The following is a 15,768-nucleotide window of genomic DNA, read 5'->3' on the forward strand; positions in this document are numbered from 1 at the left end:
TATACCTAGTTTTTCCGTTTCTTAGCTGTTCTATGATTCTTTTTGGCAGGTGTCTTAGTGTCGCGAACCGTCCGATCAACGGTGTTGTCAACAGCACTGGAACTTGCCGGAGCTTTTGCAGAATTACTTGCGGCAGTCTGCGATTGTGTAGAACTGCTCTCGCTGGTTGCCTGATTATTGCCACTTGTCGCTTTATCACTAATACCACGCGTCGAATGCGTTGGTTTTGCAAAAATCATTCGACCAGCATCTGTTTGCAAGGCACTCGTTACAGTCACATCAATGTGGTCGTTAATAAAGTAACGTCCATCTTCGACAACGACCATCGTGCCGTCATCCAGATACGCAACCCCTTGTTGGCGCTCAGTCCCATTTTTAACCACCATAACGTTTAGCAGTTCACCCGGAATTACCCGTGGCTTAAGCGACTTAGCTAAGGCATTAATATTCATAATCTGAACATTTTGGAACTGACTGACCTTATTTAGGTTGTAGTCATTGGTAACAACAACTGCCTGTAACTGCTTAGCCAGTTCAATCAGCTTATCGTCCACTTCAGGAATATCTTCAAAGTCACCTTCGTACATTTCAATCGGCATGAGTTTTTCACTTTGCAATTTATTCAAAATGTCCAAGCCTCGACGTCCACGCACACGCTTGATGCTGTCACTAGAATCAGCAATGTATTGCAATTCATGCAGTACAAAGTTCGGGACTAGTAACGTGCCTTCAAGGAATCCGGTCTTAATGATGTCGTAAATCCGGCCATCAATCAGGATGTTGGTGTCCAAAATTTTATAGTGGTGGAAATTGGGTTCACTTTCGTCCAAAATTTCACCAGTATCCGATGTGCGTTTATTACGACGAAAACCGAGTGCGAATAATCGCCGCCATTCATCCGTTCGTGTAGTCCCAATTCGAAAACCGAGGTAGCCCATTAACAGCATTAAGACAACCGGAATCAAGGTGTTGGTGACAAACCAGCTGGTCCGGAAGAACACCGTCGAAATCAGGATGGCAAATACCAAGCCGACGATAATGCCTAAACTACCAAACAGAATGTAAATCGGACTTTGCTTAGCCAGATACTTTTCTAAGCGATTAACAAGTTTTTCAAGGTACCCGACCAACAAGAACGAAAGAAAATACAGAATAATTGCACCAAGTACGGCGTTGGTCAAAAAGTTATTGATAATGTGATTTTGGGCAAGACCAGTGACTTCCCACAGAACTGGGAAAAATCTGAAGCCTAAGCCGACACCACCAATCACAAATAACAATTGAATCACGAGTCTTTTCGTCATTTTCATCTATCTTCACCTCCTTTCAATGTCGTTATTAAATCCATAAGAGTTCTTGTAATGTTAAGCCAAGGCTAGTTTTAGTGCTTGACTGATCGTTGTCACACCAATCACTTCAATATCAGTTGGCGGTGTCCATCCCTGAAGATTATTCTTTGGTATATAAATTCGTTTGAACCCCAGCTTCTGTGCCTCAGCAACCCGCTGTTCAATCCGGTTAACACGCCGAATTTCACCGGTCAGGCCAACTTCACCTACGAAACTATCACTTGGATTTGTCTCCTTATCACGATAACTTGACGCGATCGCCACAGCAATTGCCAGGTCAATGGCCGGCTCATCGAGCTTCACACCACCAGCCGCTTTTAAATAAGCGTCTTGATTTTGCAACATCAAGTTAGCCCGTTTTTCCAAAACAGCCATAATTAGCGATACCCGATTACGATCCAATCCCTGAGCAGTCCGTTGTGCATTCCCAAAAACTGAGGGTGTAACCAATGCCTGAACTTCCACCAAGATTGGCCTGGTTCCTTCCATCGATACCACGATAGATGAACCAGTAGCACCTGTAAGTCGTTCTTCTAAGAAGATTTCAGACGGGTTAGCCACCTCTCGCAAGCCGTCTTCGCGCATCTCAAAAATTCCTAGTTCATTAGTTGAACCAAACCGATTTTTTACAGCTCGCAGAATCCGGTACGTGTGATGCAAATCGCCTTCAAAGTACAGAACGGTATCCACCATGTGTTCCAAAATCTTTGGTCCCGCGATAGCGCCACCCTTAGTGACATGGCCCACGATAAAAATCGTAATCCGATTTGTTTTCGCAATTTGCATTAACTCGGCCGTCACTTCACGAATCTGAGAAACTGATCCGACTGCTGAGGTAATATCTGGTTCCTGCATGGTTTGGACCGAATCAATGATGACAAATTCTGGATTTAATGTTGTGATTTGTTCACGAATATTACTCATGTCTGTCTCTGGATAGAGATAAAAATCGTCGCCGCCAACACCGAGTCGATCAGCACGCATCTTAATCTGGGTGGCACTTTCTTCACCAGACACGTAAAGGACACGTCCCTTACTGCCCAGCTGACCAGAAACCTGCGTCAATAACGTTGATTTACCAATGCCAGGATCACCACCAATCAAAACTAGTGAGCCAGGCACCACACCACCGCCAAGAACACGGTTAAATTCCTTTAAACTGGTTTTGACACGAGGAACCTCCTCAAGGCTAACATCCTTGATTAATTCGGCCTTAGCTGTTTCGCCGCCAAGACTTACCCGCGACTTACGATTGGGAACTTCATCAGCGATTTTCTCTTCAACCAATGTATTCCATTCACCACAGTTTGGGCAGCGACCCAAATATCGTGGTGAATTATATCCACAGTTTTGACAAACAAATTGTGTTTTAGTTTTTGCCACCTTATGCTCCTTTTACTCTTCGCCGTTGGTCAATCACAGTGATGTTTGACCAATATTAACCAAACGATGTTCACAGTCTAACATACGTTTTTTCAGCTGTCATTGTTTGCCCAGCACTTGATAATTTCTTAATTTATTCGCCTGGCCACGTTAATGATTATTAGCTTACTGGCCAGATGAACCAAATCCACCGTCGCGTTCTGTATCTGGTGTTGTTTCATTGTCAACGGTCAGATAATTCACAAAGATGCCTTGAGCGATGCGATCACCCTTTTTAATTTGAACATCACGTAGACCGTAATTAACCAACTGAACAAAGATCTCGCCATCATTGCTATCGTTTGAATAGTAATCCGCATCAATGACACCAATCCCGTTTGGTAAAATAAGACGGCGTTTTAGCGGTCCAGATGAGCGATTGACCAACATCAATACTTCGTTATAGCGCATATAAGCCTTCACGCCAGTGGGCACTAAATAGGGCTTCAATTCTTTATCAGCGGCTTGCATTAATGGGTCACTTACCGTTTCCTTATGCCGCAAGTGCCACAGTACTTTCAAAAAGTTACGCCGCCAAATGGATGGTAACGTAAAGTCCTCTGACGCTGCTAGGTCGTAACCAGCCGCATATTTTGTTTGTCGTTCCGGCAACGTTACTTTCGTGCCGACCAACCGTTTAACTACTTCAAAACCACGGTCTCTTGCCATTATTCATCACTCGCTTTCTTCGACTTGACCAAGCTTCCGAACACAAATGTTCAAAACTTGGCACCATGTTACCTATTATAATGGAAGCGTGTGCACATTAATAGCATTCGAAACTGACAGTTAGTTTGGACCCACCCTCACTTGAATTATGATAGGATATTAAGGGAACACAGCAACCGTAATGAAAGGAACGCTAATGGATTTTCAACGCGAAGGACAACGTCTTTTTTTAACCGACCAAGACCAGCTCCAGGCCGAAATCACATTTCCAGTCGTGAATGATCAAACTTGGTTAATGGAACATATTTGGGTCAGTGACCGTCCCAATAAGCGGTTAGTGGCACGGTCACTATTCGATGCTGTCATTGAATTAGCGGACGCCGCCCACGTCGACCTTCTCCCGTTAGATCCATTTGCCCGCCACATTTTTGCTACGGATCCAGCTGTTAAAAAATACCAACATCATTGAGGAGTAAATTACATCATGGCAATGACACAAGACGAATTGAAGCAACAAGTTGGCCAACGCGCCGTCGACTTTATCGAAGACGGCATGGTTGTCGGTTTAGGAACTGGTTCAACCGTAAAATACATGGTTGATGCACTTGGCAAACGTGTGAAAGAAGAAGGTCTAAACGTTGTTGGCGTGCCAACATCTGACCGCACTCGGGAACAAGCCCGTTCCCTTGGTATCCCCGTTAAGGGCATTGATGACGTTGACCACATTGACCTAACCATCGACGGTGCCGACGAAATAAGTGATGACTTTCAGGGAATCAAGGGTGGTGGCGCTGCGCACCTTTGGGAAAAGATCGTGGCCACTAACTCCACAAAAAATATGTGGATTGTTGACGAAAGTAAACTTTCGCATCAGCTTGGTAGCTTCCCCTTACCGCTTGAAGTCATTCCTTATGGTTCTTCACAAGTTGTTAAAAAATTGGCGGCCAAGGGTTACAAACCAGAAGTCCGGATGCGCGATGGTCAGCACGTTTTAACCGATTCCAAGAACTATGTTGTTGACCTTCACCTTGGTGAAATCGATCATCCTCACGAACTAGCTAACGAGCTAATTCAAATGGTTGGTGTGGTTGAGCAAGGATTGTTTTTGGATACGGTTAACACCGTTATTGTTGGTCGCCCGGACGGCCCTGAAGTGCTTCAAGCTCGCTAGTTTACTAACAAGCGGTCAAACAGCATTCTAATCACACAAAAGCAAAAAAACGACGTTCATGGATTTTTCCATGAACGTCGTTTTTGTTTTGCCTAAGAAAGCTGGGCCTTGTTATGCCCGCTTCACCTTATATCAATTGGTTAATCCTCAACGCCTCGAGAATTACTGAGAAATTTAACTTGTTTTAACTTCGGTGCCAACCAAACATACAAGTATTCAGCACCCTGCAACCAGGCATACGCTAACAGAACAGCACCAATCGTATCGGTTGCATAATGTGCCTGCAAGTAAACTCGACTAAACATAACTAGCAATACCCAAAGGCACAAGATCGTTTGAATCAATAATCTTTGCAAGTTGTTTTGCATCAGTGGCAAAACAACTAAAAATAAAATTGCGGCAACCATGAACGTGCCCAAAACGTGCCCTGATGGGAAGCTGTAGCCGTCATCACTAGCCATGTGCCCTACTGGACGTTGACGCGCAACAATTTTCTTGATAATGGTACCAAGAACATTGCCACCAAAGCCGTACCCTATTGCCCACAACGCAGGAATTTTGTATTTAAATCCCCAAAGTAACCCGGCAATAATTATCATATATAGTAAATCCAACGTTGGACTTGCTAGCGTAGTAATGAGTTTAAAAACGCCAGTTAGCGCTGTACTATCATGATGAACGTGCGAAATGAGTTCAGAATCAATCAGTGATAAAATTTGGGACTGACGCATTGCGGCAATCGCCAGGAATAAAAATAAGACGGTCGTGACAGCTAAAATTGCACCGCGACCACGTTCCTTTTCAATAAGCATGTGTACCTCCACCCGTCACTCAGGGTATGTATTCGGTCATTAATAACCATCGACAAAGTATAGCACATAAAAATTGCTCTTTTATAAGTTGCTTAATGGTTTTAATCACCCTTAAGCACTTAACCTTTTCTTAATACTTTTAGTCAAAATTAAACAATTTTAAATGGCATCGCTTACAGAACATGATAACAAGGCGTTTGTTATCCTTTCGTGCTAAAGTAATAGCACAGAGGGGTGCTCAAAAGGTAGCACCTAATCAAAGGAGAGCCTTCATGACACAAGTAATTATTATGTTGGCCGTGGGTTTAATTGCCGGTATTGCCGGTGCAATCCTTGGCCTCGGTGGTGGTATTATCATCACCCCTGTACTTACATTGGCAATGGGGATTAACATCAAGTATGCGATTGGTGCCAGTATCATTGCCGTTATCGCGACCAGTTCTGGCGCCACCATTGCCTATTTACGTGATAACGTATTGAACTTACGAGTGGCAATGTTTTTGGAAATTTTTACAACTATTGGTGCCATCCTCGGGGCCATCTTGAATGGTATTTTGAGCCCTGTTGTCTTGTACTTAATTTTTGGATTGTTATTAATTTACTCCGGCTACAACATGATTCGTAAACTGCGGGCTGGCAGTGAGATTCTTCAGCGTGTGCACCCGGATCCAATCGCCGAAAAACTCGAATTAAACAGTAGTTATTATGATAAAGCGGCTGACAAAACGGTAGATTACCAAGTTGAGCATGTGCCTGCTGGGGCCACTGTGATGTTTGGCGCCGGGATTGCCAGCGGTTTGCTGGGTATTGGATCAGGTGCCTTTAAGGTGATGGCCTTGGACACCTTCATGAAGATGCCGCTCAAGCCGTCTACTTCTACGAGTAACCTTATGATGGGTGTTACCGCGGCAGCTTCAGCCACCGTATATTTCTTCAACGGCTCTATTCAACCCCTAATCGCCGTTCCACTGGCGCTAGGTATCTTGGTTGGCGCAACAATGGGATCACGAATCATGCAGATTTTGCCATCACGATGGATTCGCATCATTTTCGTTCCGATTATCTTCTACATTGGTCTCCAAATGTTTCTTAAAGGATTCGGGGTGAACATTTAATGGACAATAAAGACACAAAAAACGCAGAAGAGGAAAAGATTTCTAAAGAAATGGCCCAAGTTGAGATTATGATTGGTCAAATCCTTAGAATAGGAGTTATTATTTCTGCAGTTATCATGCTAATTGGTTTTATTGCTTATGGAATTCAGGGCTCGACTGGTTTACCCAGTCACGGTGCCGTGACGATCACTGCAATTGCCACCGGATTATTGTCATTTAAATCTGGTTCTGTCATGATGCTCGGATTATTCTGTCTGATACTGACCCCTGTATTACGTGTTGTTGTTTCAATTTACGCGTTTTACGTGGAAAAAGATTCCCTGTACGTTTGGATTACCTCTGCCGTGCTCGTGATTCTGTTATTCGCTTTATTTATCGGACACAGCTAACTCGGAGGCTTACATGGATAACAATAATAACGATTCGCGAATGAGTCGAGCGGATCGCCGCACTCAGGGCAATCACTTTACTAATGACGCACCTGCTGGTGATGGCGCAATAAGCAGTGGTCCCAAACGTCCACAGCGACCGCACAAACACCCGATCCGAAACACTTTTTTTGCCATTATTGGTATTATCTTAATTATCGGCGGTGGTTTCGGTTACAAGATGTACAGTAATATCAAACATACCAGTAATGAAATGTTTGATTCTGTCAGTGGCGCAAAAGCGCGAAACGTTAGTAAGTTAATCAAGCAAGGTAAGCCAATTTCCATTCTGTTGATGGGTACTGACGTTGGTGCCCTCGGCCGTGACTCAAAGACTTGGGCTGGCGGACGGACGGACTCGATGATGCTGGTTACAGTCAACCCTAAGACGAAGACAACAACCATGGTCAGCATCCCTCGTGACTCACTGGTTTCCATCACCGGACACGAAGAGGAATTTCCAACAAAGATAAACGCTGCCTACTACTTTGGTCAAACAAAGGCGGCTATCTCAACGACTTCCCGTATGTTTAATGTGCCAATTGACTACTACGCCCTGTTAAACATGGGTGGCCTGGAAAAAGTTATCAATAAAGTCGGCGGTATCGACATTGTGCCACCTTTGACCTTCACGTATGAGAATCAACACTTTACAAAGGGTAAAAAGATGCATGTTAACGGTGCACAAGCGTTGAAATTCACGCGGATGCGTTATCAAGACCCTGAGAGTGACTATGGTCGTACCCTTCGTCAACGAATCGTCATCACTGCCCTCTTAAAAAAGAGTAGTAACTTGACCAACCTGTTAAATCAAGATTTTCTGGATTCCATTGCCAGCCAGTCACGCACTGATTTCACATTCGGTGACATGTTAACTCTAGCTAACACTTACCGGGCCGCAACCAAGCACATTGTTTCTGACCACGTTCAAGGTGCCAGTGACGAGATTGCTGGTCAAAGCTTCGAAGTTTTGCCAACGACTGAAAAACAGCGTGTTACCAACAAGTTGCGCAAACAACTTGGTCTGTCCAAAGCAACCACCGGTAAACGTTTTGCCAACACGGTACCAGAAGCGCTCAGTGTCTACGAACCACCAATTGGCTATGGCGAAACAGCCGATACGAAGTCAACTTGGGGCGCCGATACCAATACCGCTTCCGAATACAGTAAGGCATACAGTAGTGACTCCAGTGCTGCTGATCTCGATCCTAACTATGGTGCTGATAATACGGACTCCACTAGTCAAACAACGGGTGCCAATGCGACAGGCTCTGATGCCGATCAAACTGGCGGTTACACCGGTTATGGCTACTAGAATTTAATGCAACTAAAAAGGAGTTAATCAGGCTCGGCACTTTAAGTGCATTAGCCTGATTAACTTCTTTTATTTTGTTTTTAAAGTGTGCCGTAATCGATACGTTATTCGAACAAGTAATTCAGACAGTAAGAACCCCAGCGCTATCATCCCTGCGATCGCAATAACCTGACCTAAGTAATCTAACGCAATGGTGCCATGACCGGTAACAAGGTTACGAATAACTTGATAGGCCTGCCCACCAGGCACCAATGGCACCAAACTAGGAATATTAAATAAAATTACTGGCATGTGTTTGACGCGAGCCGCCCAGTTACTTAAAACGCCGATTAGTAAACCAGCCGTCAGCATGCCAATTGCCATTTGTGCTAACGGAATCTGCGCGCCAGATCTTAAAACAATTAGTTCATACACTGCCCATCCCGCCGCACCAATCCAGCCGGCAACATTTAGAGCATGACGAGGAATATTCAGAATAATGCCAAAACCGACTGTCGCGGCATAGGCGAGAATCCCTTCAATTATGATATGTATCATTAACAGAATCTCCTAATTGGAAAGTGTTACGTTGCTTGCATTTTTCACCACAGACTTACCATAATCGCGATACCTAGACCAATCGCACATACTGATAAGACGGCCTCAACTGCCCGGGCTGGACCACTTAAATAATTACCCGACATCGTGTCACGAAACGCGTTCATAATAGGCACACCAGGGACTAACGGCATCAATGCACCGATAATGACCGCATCGCCAGCAGCATGCGTAAAGCCAAGCCAACGAATGCCCACATAGGCCACGAAGCCAATTACCAGTGAAGCCAGAAATTCGCTCAAGAAGCGGACACGCAATTCATGATTCACATAGTAGAAAACAGCATACCCGCCCCCACCAGCCAACATTGCAAACAGTAATTTAACAGGCGCATCAATACCAGTGAAGGCCACCATGAGTGTCATACTGACAACGATTGCGGCCAATTCCTGTAACCAAAACGGAAATGTGGGCACGGCGACTTCAATTTGGCGTAATTGTTGATAAAATGTGGGTAAATCAATTTCGTCGCTGGCAAACTGACGTGACAACGTGTTAACCTGGGCCACTTTTTCAAGGTCGATCGTTCGGCTGTGAATCGGTCGCACCTGTGTTGACTCACCGTCTGGTAAGGACATGGTTATGCCGGTCAGCAACACAAAGATGTTTGCATACCGATAACCAGCGTTGTCCGCAATTCGCTGCATTGTATCTTCAACACGTGCAATTTCAGACCCGTTTGCTAGCAATATTTGGCCAGCCAACAACGCTGTATCCATAACTAATTGTGCTTCGTCCACCCATGATCACTTCCTTAACAAATTTTAGAACCTTAAAACATATCATACAAAAAAACGACAGCCGCATCTCGTAAGAGATACAGATGTCGTTTTTCATTCACATCAAAGCGTTAACCCTAGGAGTTAACACCATTATTTGAATTATTAATTAGTTTTTAACAACGTTAGCAGCTTGTGGGCCACGGTCGCTTTCTTCAACGTCGAAGCTAACAGATTGGCCTTCTTCAAGCGTCTTGAAGCCGTCACCTTGGATAGCTGAGAAGTGAACGAATACATCGTCACCACTTTCGCGAGTAATGAAACCAAAGCCTTTGTCGGCGTTAAACCATTTAACAGTACCTTGTTCTGACATGTTAATGAGTCCTCCTGTTGCGTTTGCACGCAGTCTAAGTGTTTTATGTAAATTGGAACTGGTGCAAATGGGGACTGGTAACACCAAAACATGAACCGACCTGACCATCATTCCCTTACCAAAGTACAGTAGTCATTGTATCATATAGACTGCTTTCTTTACCATATTTTATAAACAGAAACACAAAATAACAGACAACTTTTTTGCAAAAAGTCACGCTATCCCCTGTCCCCAGCCCTCTCAGCATCGGCTTTTCACCAAAAGTGCTAGAATAGTTAGTGAACAAACATATGGAGGCTCTCAACATGGCAGAAAACTTAGTCCCTGTTGACGAACTCGATGAATCCGCACAAACAACGGCCCTAACCGATTTCGCCAACTTTTACATCACGCTTTGGCGGCGGAACAACTTGGAATTGATTACACAGTACGACCAACAACACGGGTATATTCAAGACATCAACCGTGAATTAGCAACAAATCGTTCTTTTACACCGGAACGTGAACGCGATACCAGTATTCAATTCAGCAAGAACGATTATATTCGTCTACTTGATGAAATCGGTGTCAAGTTCCATTCCACCGGTAATCCGGAAACTGACTGGTCAACATGGTATGATCAACACTTTGCAGCATTATCTAAATCATAACCCGCATACTTAACAGACAATGGCTCATTTCACTACAAGACATAGTGAAATGAGCCATTGTTGTATCTAAATTTATTTACACTTTATCCTTGTCAACAAACAGCGCGTCAGTCTCACCGTGGTGGACTTCAGGCTGAATGGTTACGTGACAAATGTGATACCGCTCGGTCAACATACTGGAAATCTGGGCAACGGTCTTTTCCACCTCACTCAGTTTGACATCCTTCATATTGACATGTGCTGAAAAGACGATCTTATTTTCATCAATGAGCCACGCGTGAATATGGTGAACCCGTAGCACTCCTGGAATTTCAACAATATCTGCAGCGATTTGATCATAATCTAATTTTGGTGCAGTCTGCATCAAAATTTGAACTGTTTCGTGAATCACCGGCCAGGTTTCATAAATAATGTAAAACGACACCAATAACGTTAATAGCGGGTCAACCCACGTAATATCAAAGAGCACAATTAAGATTCCACCGATGATAACGGCAACAGACGACAATGCATCTGCAAGAACATGCAAATATGTCGCCTTAATATTCAAACTATCCTTTGAACCATGGTGCATCAGCACCGCTGACAATAAATTAGCGGCCAACCCGATAACAGCGACGATCAACATAATATCGCCATTAATTGGTTCTGGCTTGGCAAAACGCCGTGCGGCTTCAACCATTAAAACAATTGAAACACCAATCAGAAAAAGTCCGTTAACGAACGCCGCCAAAATTTCCGCACGTCTGTATCCAAAAGTCCGCTGCCGGTTTTGTGGTTTGCCGCTAATTCGTTGAGCAACGTACCCCAATACGATTGATAGTGAATCCCCGAGGTTATGAAACGCGTCTGACAATAAGGCCAGTGAACCTGATAACAGTCCCCCAACAATTTCTGCCGCGGTAATGAGTAAATTTAGCACTGTCACAAATAAAAATCGCATGCCGGTCATTTGTTCTTCTTGATGATCCATTTACTCATCCCCGTTTCTTTCGCATTCTAGTGGTCGCTGTTTGCTCATTTAAACCGTCTTGTTAACTGAAAAACATTTAGTCATATTATCGCACATCAAGGATAGAAGGGCTACCTGCCCTTAACCTAGACGCCAGTCGCTAATCTGTCACGTGATTTCCAGGGTGAATTTGTACCGTAAACGTCCGATCCACGTCAGCAAACAAACGATATGGTGGCTGAACATCCGCTCCCCAACTATCAATACCGCCAACGCCACGAACCGCTCCATAAACCGACAAAACGGTTCGTCTTGCTAATGGCAGCTCTTCGATGTGCGTTGCGGCCTCAATCTCCATTGCAGTGTATGGTAAACAACTGAACGCAAACGGCTGATCATTCATCTCCACGCTGAGTGAAAATGGCTGTGCATCAACATCGGCATTGTTCAATGTTCGTTGACGGGTCACGGTTAACCATCGTGTTTGCATATGCATGCCCATTTCCTGAGGCACTAAGTACGGTGTCACTGGTAAACCGGCCACATAATACTGTCCCCGACTGCCACCAGCCATGCGGTCCGGGTAAGTTTCGCCGGACAAACCGTCATATTCAAATCCAGTAGCGACAGTCGGCATGATCAATTGAACGCCGAACGCGGGCAGCTCAGGAAGCGCCTCGTTCCCCCGCAGATGGCTCGTGAGTGTCACCTTACCATTGGCAACGATTTGATAATGCATTGTCACCTTTGTTGCTGGCGTTGTGGCTGTTTGAAAATCAAATGTAATGTCAACCCGGTCGGCCATTTCATCGTTTGAAAATTGATTGTTTTGCGGTGCAATTGGTAGCCCCAAGTCCTCACCATCGACTTGCACATCAATGGCCTGACATCGTGTGAAGCAATCCGCACCTAACCACATTGCGGATTCTTCTGAGAAATGATTGCCCCGGTCATTATCAGTTGTTGCCCGCCAAAAAATGGGCCGAATTGGCCGATATAACCACTCCTTGCCGTGACTGACGATTGATTCCAAGCCACCCTTTTCATAACTAAACAAATAATGGACATCATCCGTTGCCACACCTAGCGTGCCATCTCCAAAAATCACGTGAAGCTTAGTTGTCGTATTGGCCATAGTAATAGCGCACCTCCTGCATTGCTGGCTTTGCCTGTCTATTTGCGAACATTAATCCGTCCCCAGAAAATTCACCATCCGTATGACGATCATCAAAATCGCCACCGTAACGCAATACCTGGCGGCCGGTAACTTCATCCGTGACCCACAGTGCCTGATCGATAAAGTCCCAAATAAAACCGCCTTGATAGGACGGAAAATCATCTAGTAATGCCATGTATTCGCCCAAACCACCCAGTGAATTGCCCATGTCATGCATATACTCACAATCTAAAAATGGCTTCATTGGCTGATTACTTAAATACGTGCGAATCTCAGCTGGCGAAGCGTACATTCGACTCTCCACATCAGAAATACTAGTTTCATATTTACGATTGCGGACAACCCCTTCATAATGCGTCAACCGCGACGAATCCATCGTCTTGTAATAAGTGTTCATCGCTTCAATATCGTCGCCGGCGTACGATTCATTACCAAGCGACCAGAATAAGATAGCAGGATGATTTTTAAACGTTTCATAATTGCTACGTGCCCGATCTAAAACGGCTTCGCGCCATTGTGGCAACGAGCCGGGCACATTGTCGGAAGGTTCGACGGCCCCCATCTTTTGCCATGTTCCGTGAGTTTCCAAATTATTTTCGGCCATCATGTACACGCCGGCCTGATCACACATGTAGTACCAGGGAATTTGATCCGGATAATGACAAGTACGGACAGCGTTGATATGGTTTTCAGCAAATGTTTGTAAATCTGCCTTCATGTCAGCCATTGAAACGGTTCGGCCAGTAGCGGCATCCCATTCATGGCGGTTGACACCATTAATAATCAGTCGTTTGCCATTCAGATAGATAACTTGGTTGCGCAACTCCAGCCTTCGAAAACCGATATCATAAGGAACCACTTCAATTGGGTCGGCATCCGCATCTGTAATTGTCACGGTTAAATGATACAAATCTGGATTATGATGCGTCCACAACATGACGTTCTCAAACGGCAGGTGACCAAAACTAATTTGTTTAGCTACGGGCCGTTTTTCATCCACAATGAGTTTGTCGGCTTTATCGAACACCGTTAAATGAACTCGCGCTTTGCTTTCCAGGTCCCCAGTCAGTTTCAAGGTCACATTAAGTTCGCCACTGTCTAAGTCCTCATTAACCACTGGTCGAATGTGCATATCGGCAACGTGAACAGTCGGCAATCCGACTAGCCTAACACTGCGAAAAATACCAGAAAAGCGGAACATATCCTGGTCTTCTAAAAACGATGCCGTACTCCGTTTGAACACTTCCACCGCAAGCACATTTTCACCGTCAACCAAGGCGTCAGTTAAATCAAACTCTGAACGCGAGAAGCTATCTTCAGCATAACCAAGAAAATGACCGTTCAGCCAAACATACATGGCTTCTTCGACGCCATCAAACTGAACGATCACCCGTTGATTTCTCAGGCCGGGAGCCAAACGAAAATGCCTAATGTATGCGCCGACAGAGTTGTCTGGTGCCTCGCTAAACATACCTTCGCCTGTCTGATCAGATCCCATTGTGTAAGCTGGTCGACGATAAATTTTACCTTCCCATGGATACAAGGTATTGATGTACTGAATCTGCGCATAATTGCTCAATTCAATATGTCCCGGCACATGAATCGTCCCAAAATCACTGGTATCGTAGTTGGGTTCATAAAAGCCAATCGGTCGATGTTGCGGACGGTCTGCGAACTTAAACTGCCACTGACCATCCAAGCTTTGTGCAAAACTACTGCTCTTTGAACGCGCCTCATCGGCATCACGATACCAATAGTGATCACTGTGGGCGGGTAATTGTCCGACACGAAAAACTTGTGGATCATCCAACCATTTAATGTCTGCCTGCATGTTCATCCTCCTGTGATAGCGTTTTCATAATAATGTTTATTTTACCGCATTTATTGAAACGGGGGAAATCCGTGCTGTTTTATTCACCCATACCACCTTGTCACAAACGCGTTCTCAGTCCACGAACTTTTTTAGGCTATGTAGTCAAAACGTGCCACTGACGCCTAGAAGTCTGTGCATAAACCTAAAACGACGAGTGCAAAGGAAAATTCACCTTCACACTCGTCGTTTATGTTATAGCTCGACTTGTCGCGGGCTTTGTAATCACTCCAAATAAAAAAAGCACTCCAGATCCCCTAAACTGGAGTGCCCGTGATGAGCAGTTGATTACACCATGAAAAACTTGGGTTGATTTTCATGAAACACATTGTTTTAAATACGATCACTAACCATCCCGAAAGGATGATTCTCGAGCGCATAATGCGCAGTTTAGCGAACCTTTTTAATCAAAAAAGTTTTCCAAAAAACACTCACAACATGAAGCAGTGGCCCAGCCGTAAAGATCGGTCACTTCTTAGGGATTTTTGGGTAATCAACCATTCACCTCACCACAAACCAAGCTTAGCATGACTAGGAGCCTGCAACAAGCAAAGTCCCCTAGATTCAAGCTTTTTTCTGGAGTTCGAACCGGGTCTTGCCATCTCGCAAACGGGCCACAAGTTCATATTGTGGGTCTGGATCAAACAAACCTAAGCTGACGATTTGGCTGCCGTCTTCATCCGTACCGACGCCTTCCAGCCGATTCATCATGACATCTTTTAACAAATGAATAACTTCCCGGTGCTTTTGCATCCGTTTGGTGGCGGCGACCAACGTAAAGCCCTCATCCATATACGCCTTGATTGCACGAACCTTAAACGCAGTATCGTACGTATATTTACGATTTCCTTCATCCTGATTAACAACGTGAATATAGCCTTTATCCGTCCAGTAACGTAGCTGAGCGGTTGAAACATCTGTCGCGCGCGAGAGGTCACCGATACCAATCAATATATCATCACTATTAATAATGCTTCTCAGCCATTCAGGTGAACCCTCAGTTTGGGGTGTTCTTTCCATATAATTAAACCTCTTATTTCTTGAAACCGTTATCACAAAATCTAACGTTGATGTTATGTTTACTGGAACAATTATATATTTTAAAATAACTTTGTCAACTTACTTGACATGATTATCTTAAAGCATTAT

General features: G+C 44.5%; 17 protein-coding genes. 6 read left to right on the plus strand and 11 right to left on the minus strand.

Annotated elements, in window-relative coordinates; all coding sequences use genetic code 11:
- Positions 1–5: 5 nt before the first annotated feature.
- The 3 genes from LROSL1_RS10435 to LROSL1_RS10445 form a co-directional block, all read right to left on the minus strand.
- Positions 6–1,310 (minus strand): PIN/TRAM domain-containing protein, encoded by a 1,305-nt coding sequence (locus LROSL1_RS10435; protein WP_178914514.1) that lies wholly within the window; start codon positions 1,308–1,310, stop codon positions 6–8.
- Positions 1,311–1,364: 54 nt separating this feature from the next.
- The gene (gene radA / locus LROSL1_RS10440; RefSeq protein ID WP_161004571.1) at positions 1,365–2,732 is read right to left on the minus strand and encodes a DNA repair protein RadA; all 1,368 of its coding nucleotides are present in this window, start codon (positions 2,730–2,732) and stop codon (positions 1,365–1,367) included.
- A 165-nt stretch (positions 2,733–2,897) separates the two neighbouring features.
- A complete protein-coding gene (locus LROSL1_RS10445; protein WP_178914515.1) occupies positions 2,898–3,440 on the minus strand; it encodes a dCTP deaminase/dUTPase family protein in 543 nt (180 codons plus the stop codon).
- Positions 3,441–3,636: 196 nt separating this feature from the next.
- On the opposite strand from LROSL1_RS10445, the gene LROSL1_RS10450 reads away from it, so the two are divergent.
- Together LROSL1_RS10450 and rpiA are read left to right on the plus strand one after the other, a co-directional pair.
- On the plus strand, positions 3,637–3,909 hold the full coding sequence (locus LROSL1_RS10450) for an N-acetyltransferase (RefSeq protein WP_017260992.1): 273 nt from the start codon (positions 3,637–3,639) through the stop codon (positions 3,907–3,909).
- Between the two features lie 21 nt (positions 3,910–3,930).
- Entirely contained in the window at positions 3,931–4,611 is a 681-nt protein-coding gene (gene rpiA / locus LROSL1_RS10455) for a ribose-5-phosphate isomerase RpiA (protein WP_026017055.1), read from the plus strand.
- A 140-nt stretch (positions 4,612–4,751) separates the two neighbouring features.
- On the opposite strand, the gene LROSL1_RS10460 is transcribed toward rpiA, so the two are convergent.
- Entirely contained in the window at positions 4,752–5,423 is a 672-nt protein-coding gene (locus LROSL1_RS10460) for a phosphatase PAP2 family protein (RefSeq protein ID WP_178914516.1), read from the minus strand.
- A gap of 272 nt (positions 5,424–5,695) precedes the next feature.
- Here LROSL1_RS10460 and LROSL1_RS10465 point away from each other — a divergent pair, with 272 nt between their 5' ends.
- The 3 genes from LROSL1_RS10465 to LROSL1_RS10475 are packed head-to-tail and all read left to right on the plus strand — an operon-like array spanning position 5,696 to position 8,281.
- Complete coding sequence (locus LROSL1_RS10465; protein ID WP_178914517.1) at positions 5,696–6,538, plus strand: sulfite exporter TauE/SafE family protein; 843 nt, start codon at positions 5,696–5,698, stop codon at positions 6,536–6,538.
- Positions 6,538–6,927 carry a DUF1634 domain-containing protein gene (locus LROSL1_RS10470; RefSeq protein ID WP_178914518.1) on the plus strand — a complete coding sequence of 130 codons (390 nt, stop codon included), beginning with the start codon at positions 6,538–6,540 and terminating at the stop codon, positions 6,925–6,927. Before LROSL1_RS10465 ends, LROSL1_RS10470 begins: the two co-directional genes overlap by 1 nt.
- Before the next feature lie 13 nt (positions 6,928–6,940).
- Positions 6,941–8,281 (plus strand): LCP family protein, encoded by a 1,341-nt coding sequence (locus tag LROSL1_RS10475; protein ID WP_017260987.1) that lies wholly within the window; start codon positions 6,941–6,943, stop codon positions 8,279–8,281.
- Positions 8,282–8,350: 69 nt separating this feature from the next.
- Here the strand turns inward: LROSL1_RS10475 and LROSL1_RS10480 are convergent, their stop codons facing one another.
- From LROSL1_RS10480 to LROSL1_RS10490, 3 genes are all read right to left on the minus strand, one after another.
- Complete coding sequence (locus LROSL1_RS10480; protein WP_017260986.1) at positions 8,351–8,818, minus strand: threonine/serine exporter family protein; 468 nt, start codon at positions 8,816–8,818, stop codon at positions 8,351–8,353.
- A gap of 44 nt (positions 8,819–8,862) precedes the next feature.
- A complete protein-coding gene (locus LROSL1_RS10485; protein ID WP_178914519.1) occupies positions 8,863–9,618 on the minus strand; it encodes a threonine/serine exporter family protein in 756 nt (251 codons plus the stop codon).
- A gap of 148 nt (positions 9,619–9,766) precedes the next feature.
- Positions 9,767–9,970 carry a cold-shock protein gene (locus LROSL1_RS10490; RefSeq protein WP_017260984.1) on the minus strand — a complete coding sequence of 68 codons (204 nt, stop codon included), beginning with the start codon at positions 9,968–9,970 and terminating at the stop codon, positions 9,767–9,769.
- Between the two features lie 305 nt (positions 9,971–10,275).
- Between LROSL1_RS10490 and LROSL1_RS10495 the strand changes: the two genes are divergently transcribed.
- Positions 10,276–10,620, plus strand: coding sequence for a hypothetical protein (locus LROSL1_RS10495; RefSeq protein ID WP_017260983.1), 345 nt, complete (start codon positions 10,276–10,278; stop codon positions 10,618–10,620).
- Between the two features lie 76 nt (positions 10,621–10,696).
- Here the strand turns inward: LROSL1_RS10495 and LROSL1_RS10500 are convergent, their stop codons facing one another.
- The 4 genes from LROSL1_RS10500 to LROSL1_RS10515 all read right to left on the minus strand — a co-directional run bounded on the left by LROSL1_RS10500 (position 10,697) and on the right by LROSL1_RS10515 (position 15,639).
- Positions 10,697–11,593, minus strand: coding sequence for a cation diffusion facilitator family transporter (locus LROSL1_RS10500; RefSeq protein ID WP_178914520.1), 897 nt, complete (start codon positions 11,591–11,593; stop codon positions 10,697–10,699).
- Between the two features lie 139 nt (positions 11,594–11,732).
- Positions 11,733–12,707, minus strand: a complete 975-nt coding sequence (locus LROSL1_RS10505) for a beta-galactosidase small subunit (RefSeq protein ID WP_178914521.1) — start codon at positions 12,705–12,707, stop codon at positions 11,733–11,735.
- Entirely contained in the window at positions 12,688–14,580 is a 1,893-nt protein-coding gene (locus tag LROSL1_RS10510) for a glycoside hydrolase family 2 (RefSeq protein ID WP_017260980.1), read from the minus strand. The genes LROSL1_RS10505 and LROSL1_RS10510 overlap by 20 nt, the downstream gene beginning before the upstream one ends.
- Before the next feature lie 603 nt (positions 14,581–15,183).
- Entirely contained in the window at positions 15,184–15,639 is a 456-nt protein-coding gene (locus tag LROSL1_RS10515) for a MerR family transcriptional regulator (protein WP_017260979.1), read from the minus strand.
- Positions 15,640–15,768: the final 129 nt, after the last annotated feature.

Source organism: Furfurilactobacillus rossiae (genome assembly GCF_013394005.1).
Lineage (GTDB): Bacteria > Bacillota > Bacilli > Lactobacillales > Lactobacillaceae > Furfurilactobacillus > Furfurilactobacillus rossiae.

What these genes read in the sequence shown, in the direction of transcription:
- LROSL1_RS10470 (WP_178914518.1), top strand. Translation starts at nt 6,538, where the DNA reads ATGGACAATAAAGACACAAAAAACGCAGAAGAGGAAAAGATTTCTAAA.
- LROSL1_RS10475 (WP_017260987.1), top strand. Translation starts at nt 6,941, where the DNA reads ATGGATAACAATAATAACGATTCGCGAATGAGTCGAGCGGATCGCCGC.
- LROSL1_RS10465 (WP_178914517.1), top strand. Translation starts at nt 5,696, where the DNA reads ATGACACAAGTAATTATTATGTTGGCCGTGGGTTTAATTGCCGGTATT.
- LROSL1_RS10490 (WP_017260984.1), bottom strand. Translation starts at nt 9,970, where the DNA reads ATGTCAGAACAAGGTACTGTTAAATGGTTTAACGCCGACAAAGGCTTT.
- LROSL1_RS10500 (WP_178914520.1), bottom strand. Translation starts at nt 11,593, where the DNA reads ATGGATCATCAAGAAGAACAAATGACCGGCATGCGATTTTTATTTGTG.
- LROSL1_RS10480 (WP_017260986.1), bottom strand. Translation starts at nt 8,818, where the DNA reads ATGATACATATCATAATTGAAGGGATTCTCGCCTATGCCGCGACAGTC.
- LROSL1_RS10450 (WP_017260992.1), top strand. Translation starts at nt 3,637, where the DNA reads ATGGATTTTCAACGCGAAGGACAACGTCTTTTTTTAACCGACCAAGAC.
- LROSL1_RS10460 (WP_178914516.1), bottom strand. Translation starts at nt 5,423, where the DNA reads ATGCTTATTGAAAAGGAACGTGGTCGCGGTGCAATTTTAGCTGTCACG.
- LROSL1_RS10435 (WP_178914514.1), bottom strand. Translation starts at nt 1,310, where the DNA reads ATGAAAATGACGAAAAGACTCGTGATTCAATTGTTATTTGTGATTGGT.
- LROSL1_RS10505 (WP_178914521.1), bottom strand. Translation starts at nt 12,707, where the DNA reads ATGGCCAATACGACAACTAAGCTTCACGTGATTTTTGGAGATGGCACG.
- rpiA (WP_026017055.1), top strand. Translation starts at nt 3,931, where the DNA reads ATGACACAAGACGAATTGAAGCAACAAGTTGGCCAACGCGCCGTCGAC.
- LROSL1_RS10515 (WP_017260979.1), bottom strand. Translation starts at nt 15,639, where the DNA reads ATGGAAAGAACACCCCAAACTGAGGGTTCACCTGAATGGCTGAGAAGC.
- LROSL1_RS10510 (WP_017260980.1), bottom strand. Translation starts at nt 14,580, where the DNA reads ATGCAGGCAGACATTAAATGGTTGGATGATCCACAAGTTTTTCGTGTC.
- LROSL1_RS10495 (WP_017260983.1), top strand. Translation starts at nt 10,276, where the DNA reads ATGGCAGAAAACTTAGTCCCTGTTGACGAACTCGATGAATCCGCACAA.
- LROSL1_RS10445 (WP_178914515.1), bottom strand. Translation starts at nt 3,440, where the DNA reads ATGGCAAGAGACCGTGGTTTTGAAGTAGTTAAACGGTTGGTCGGCACG.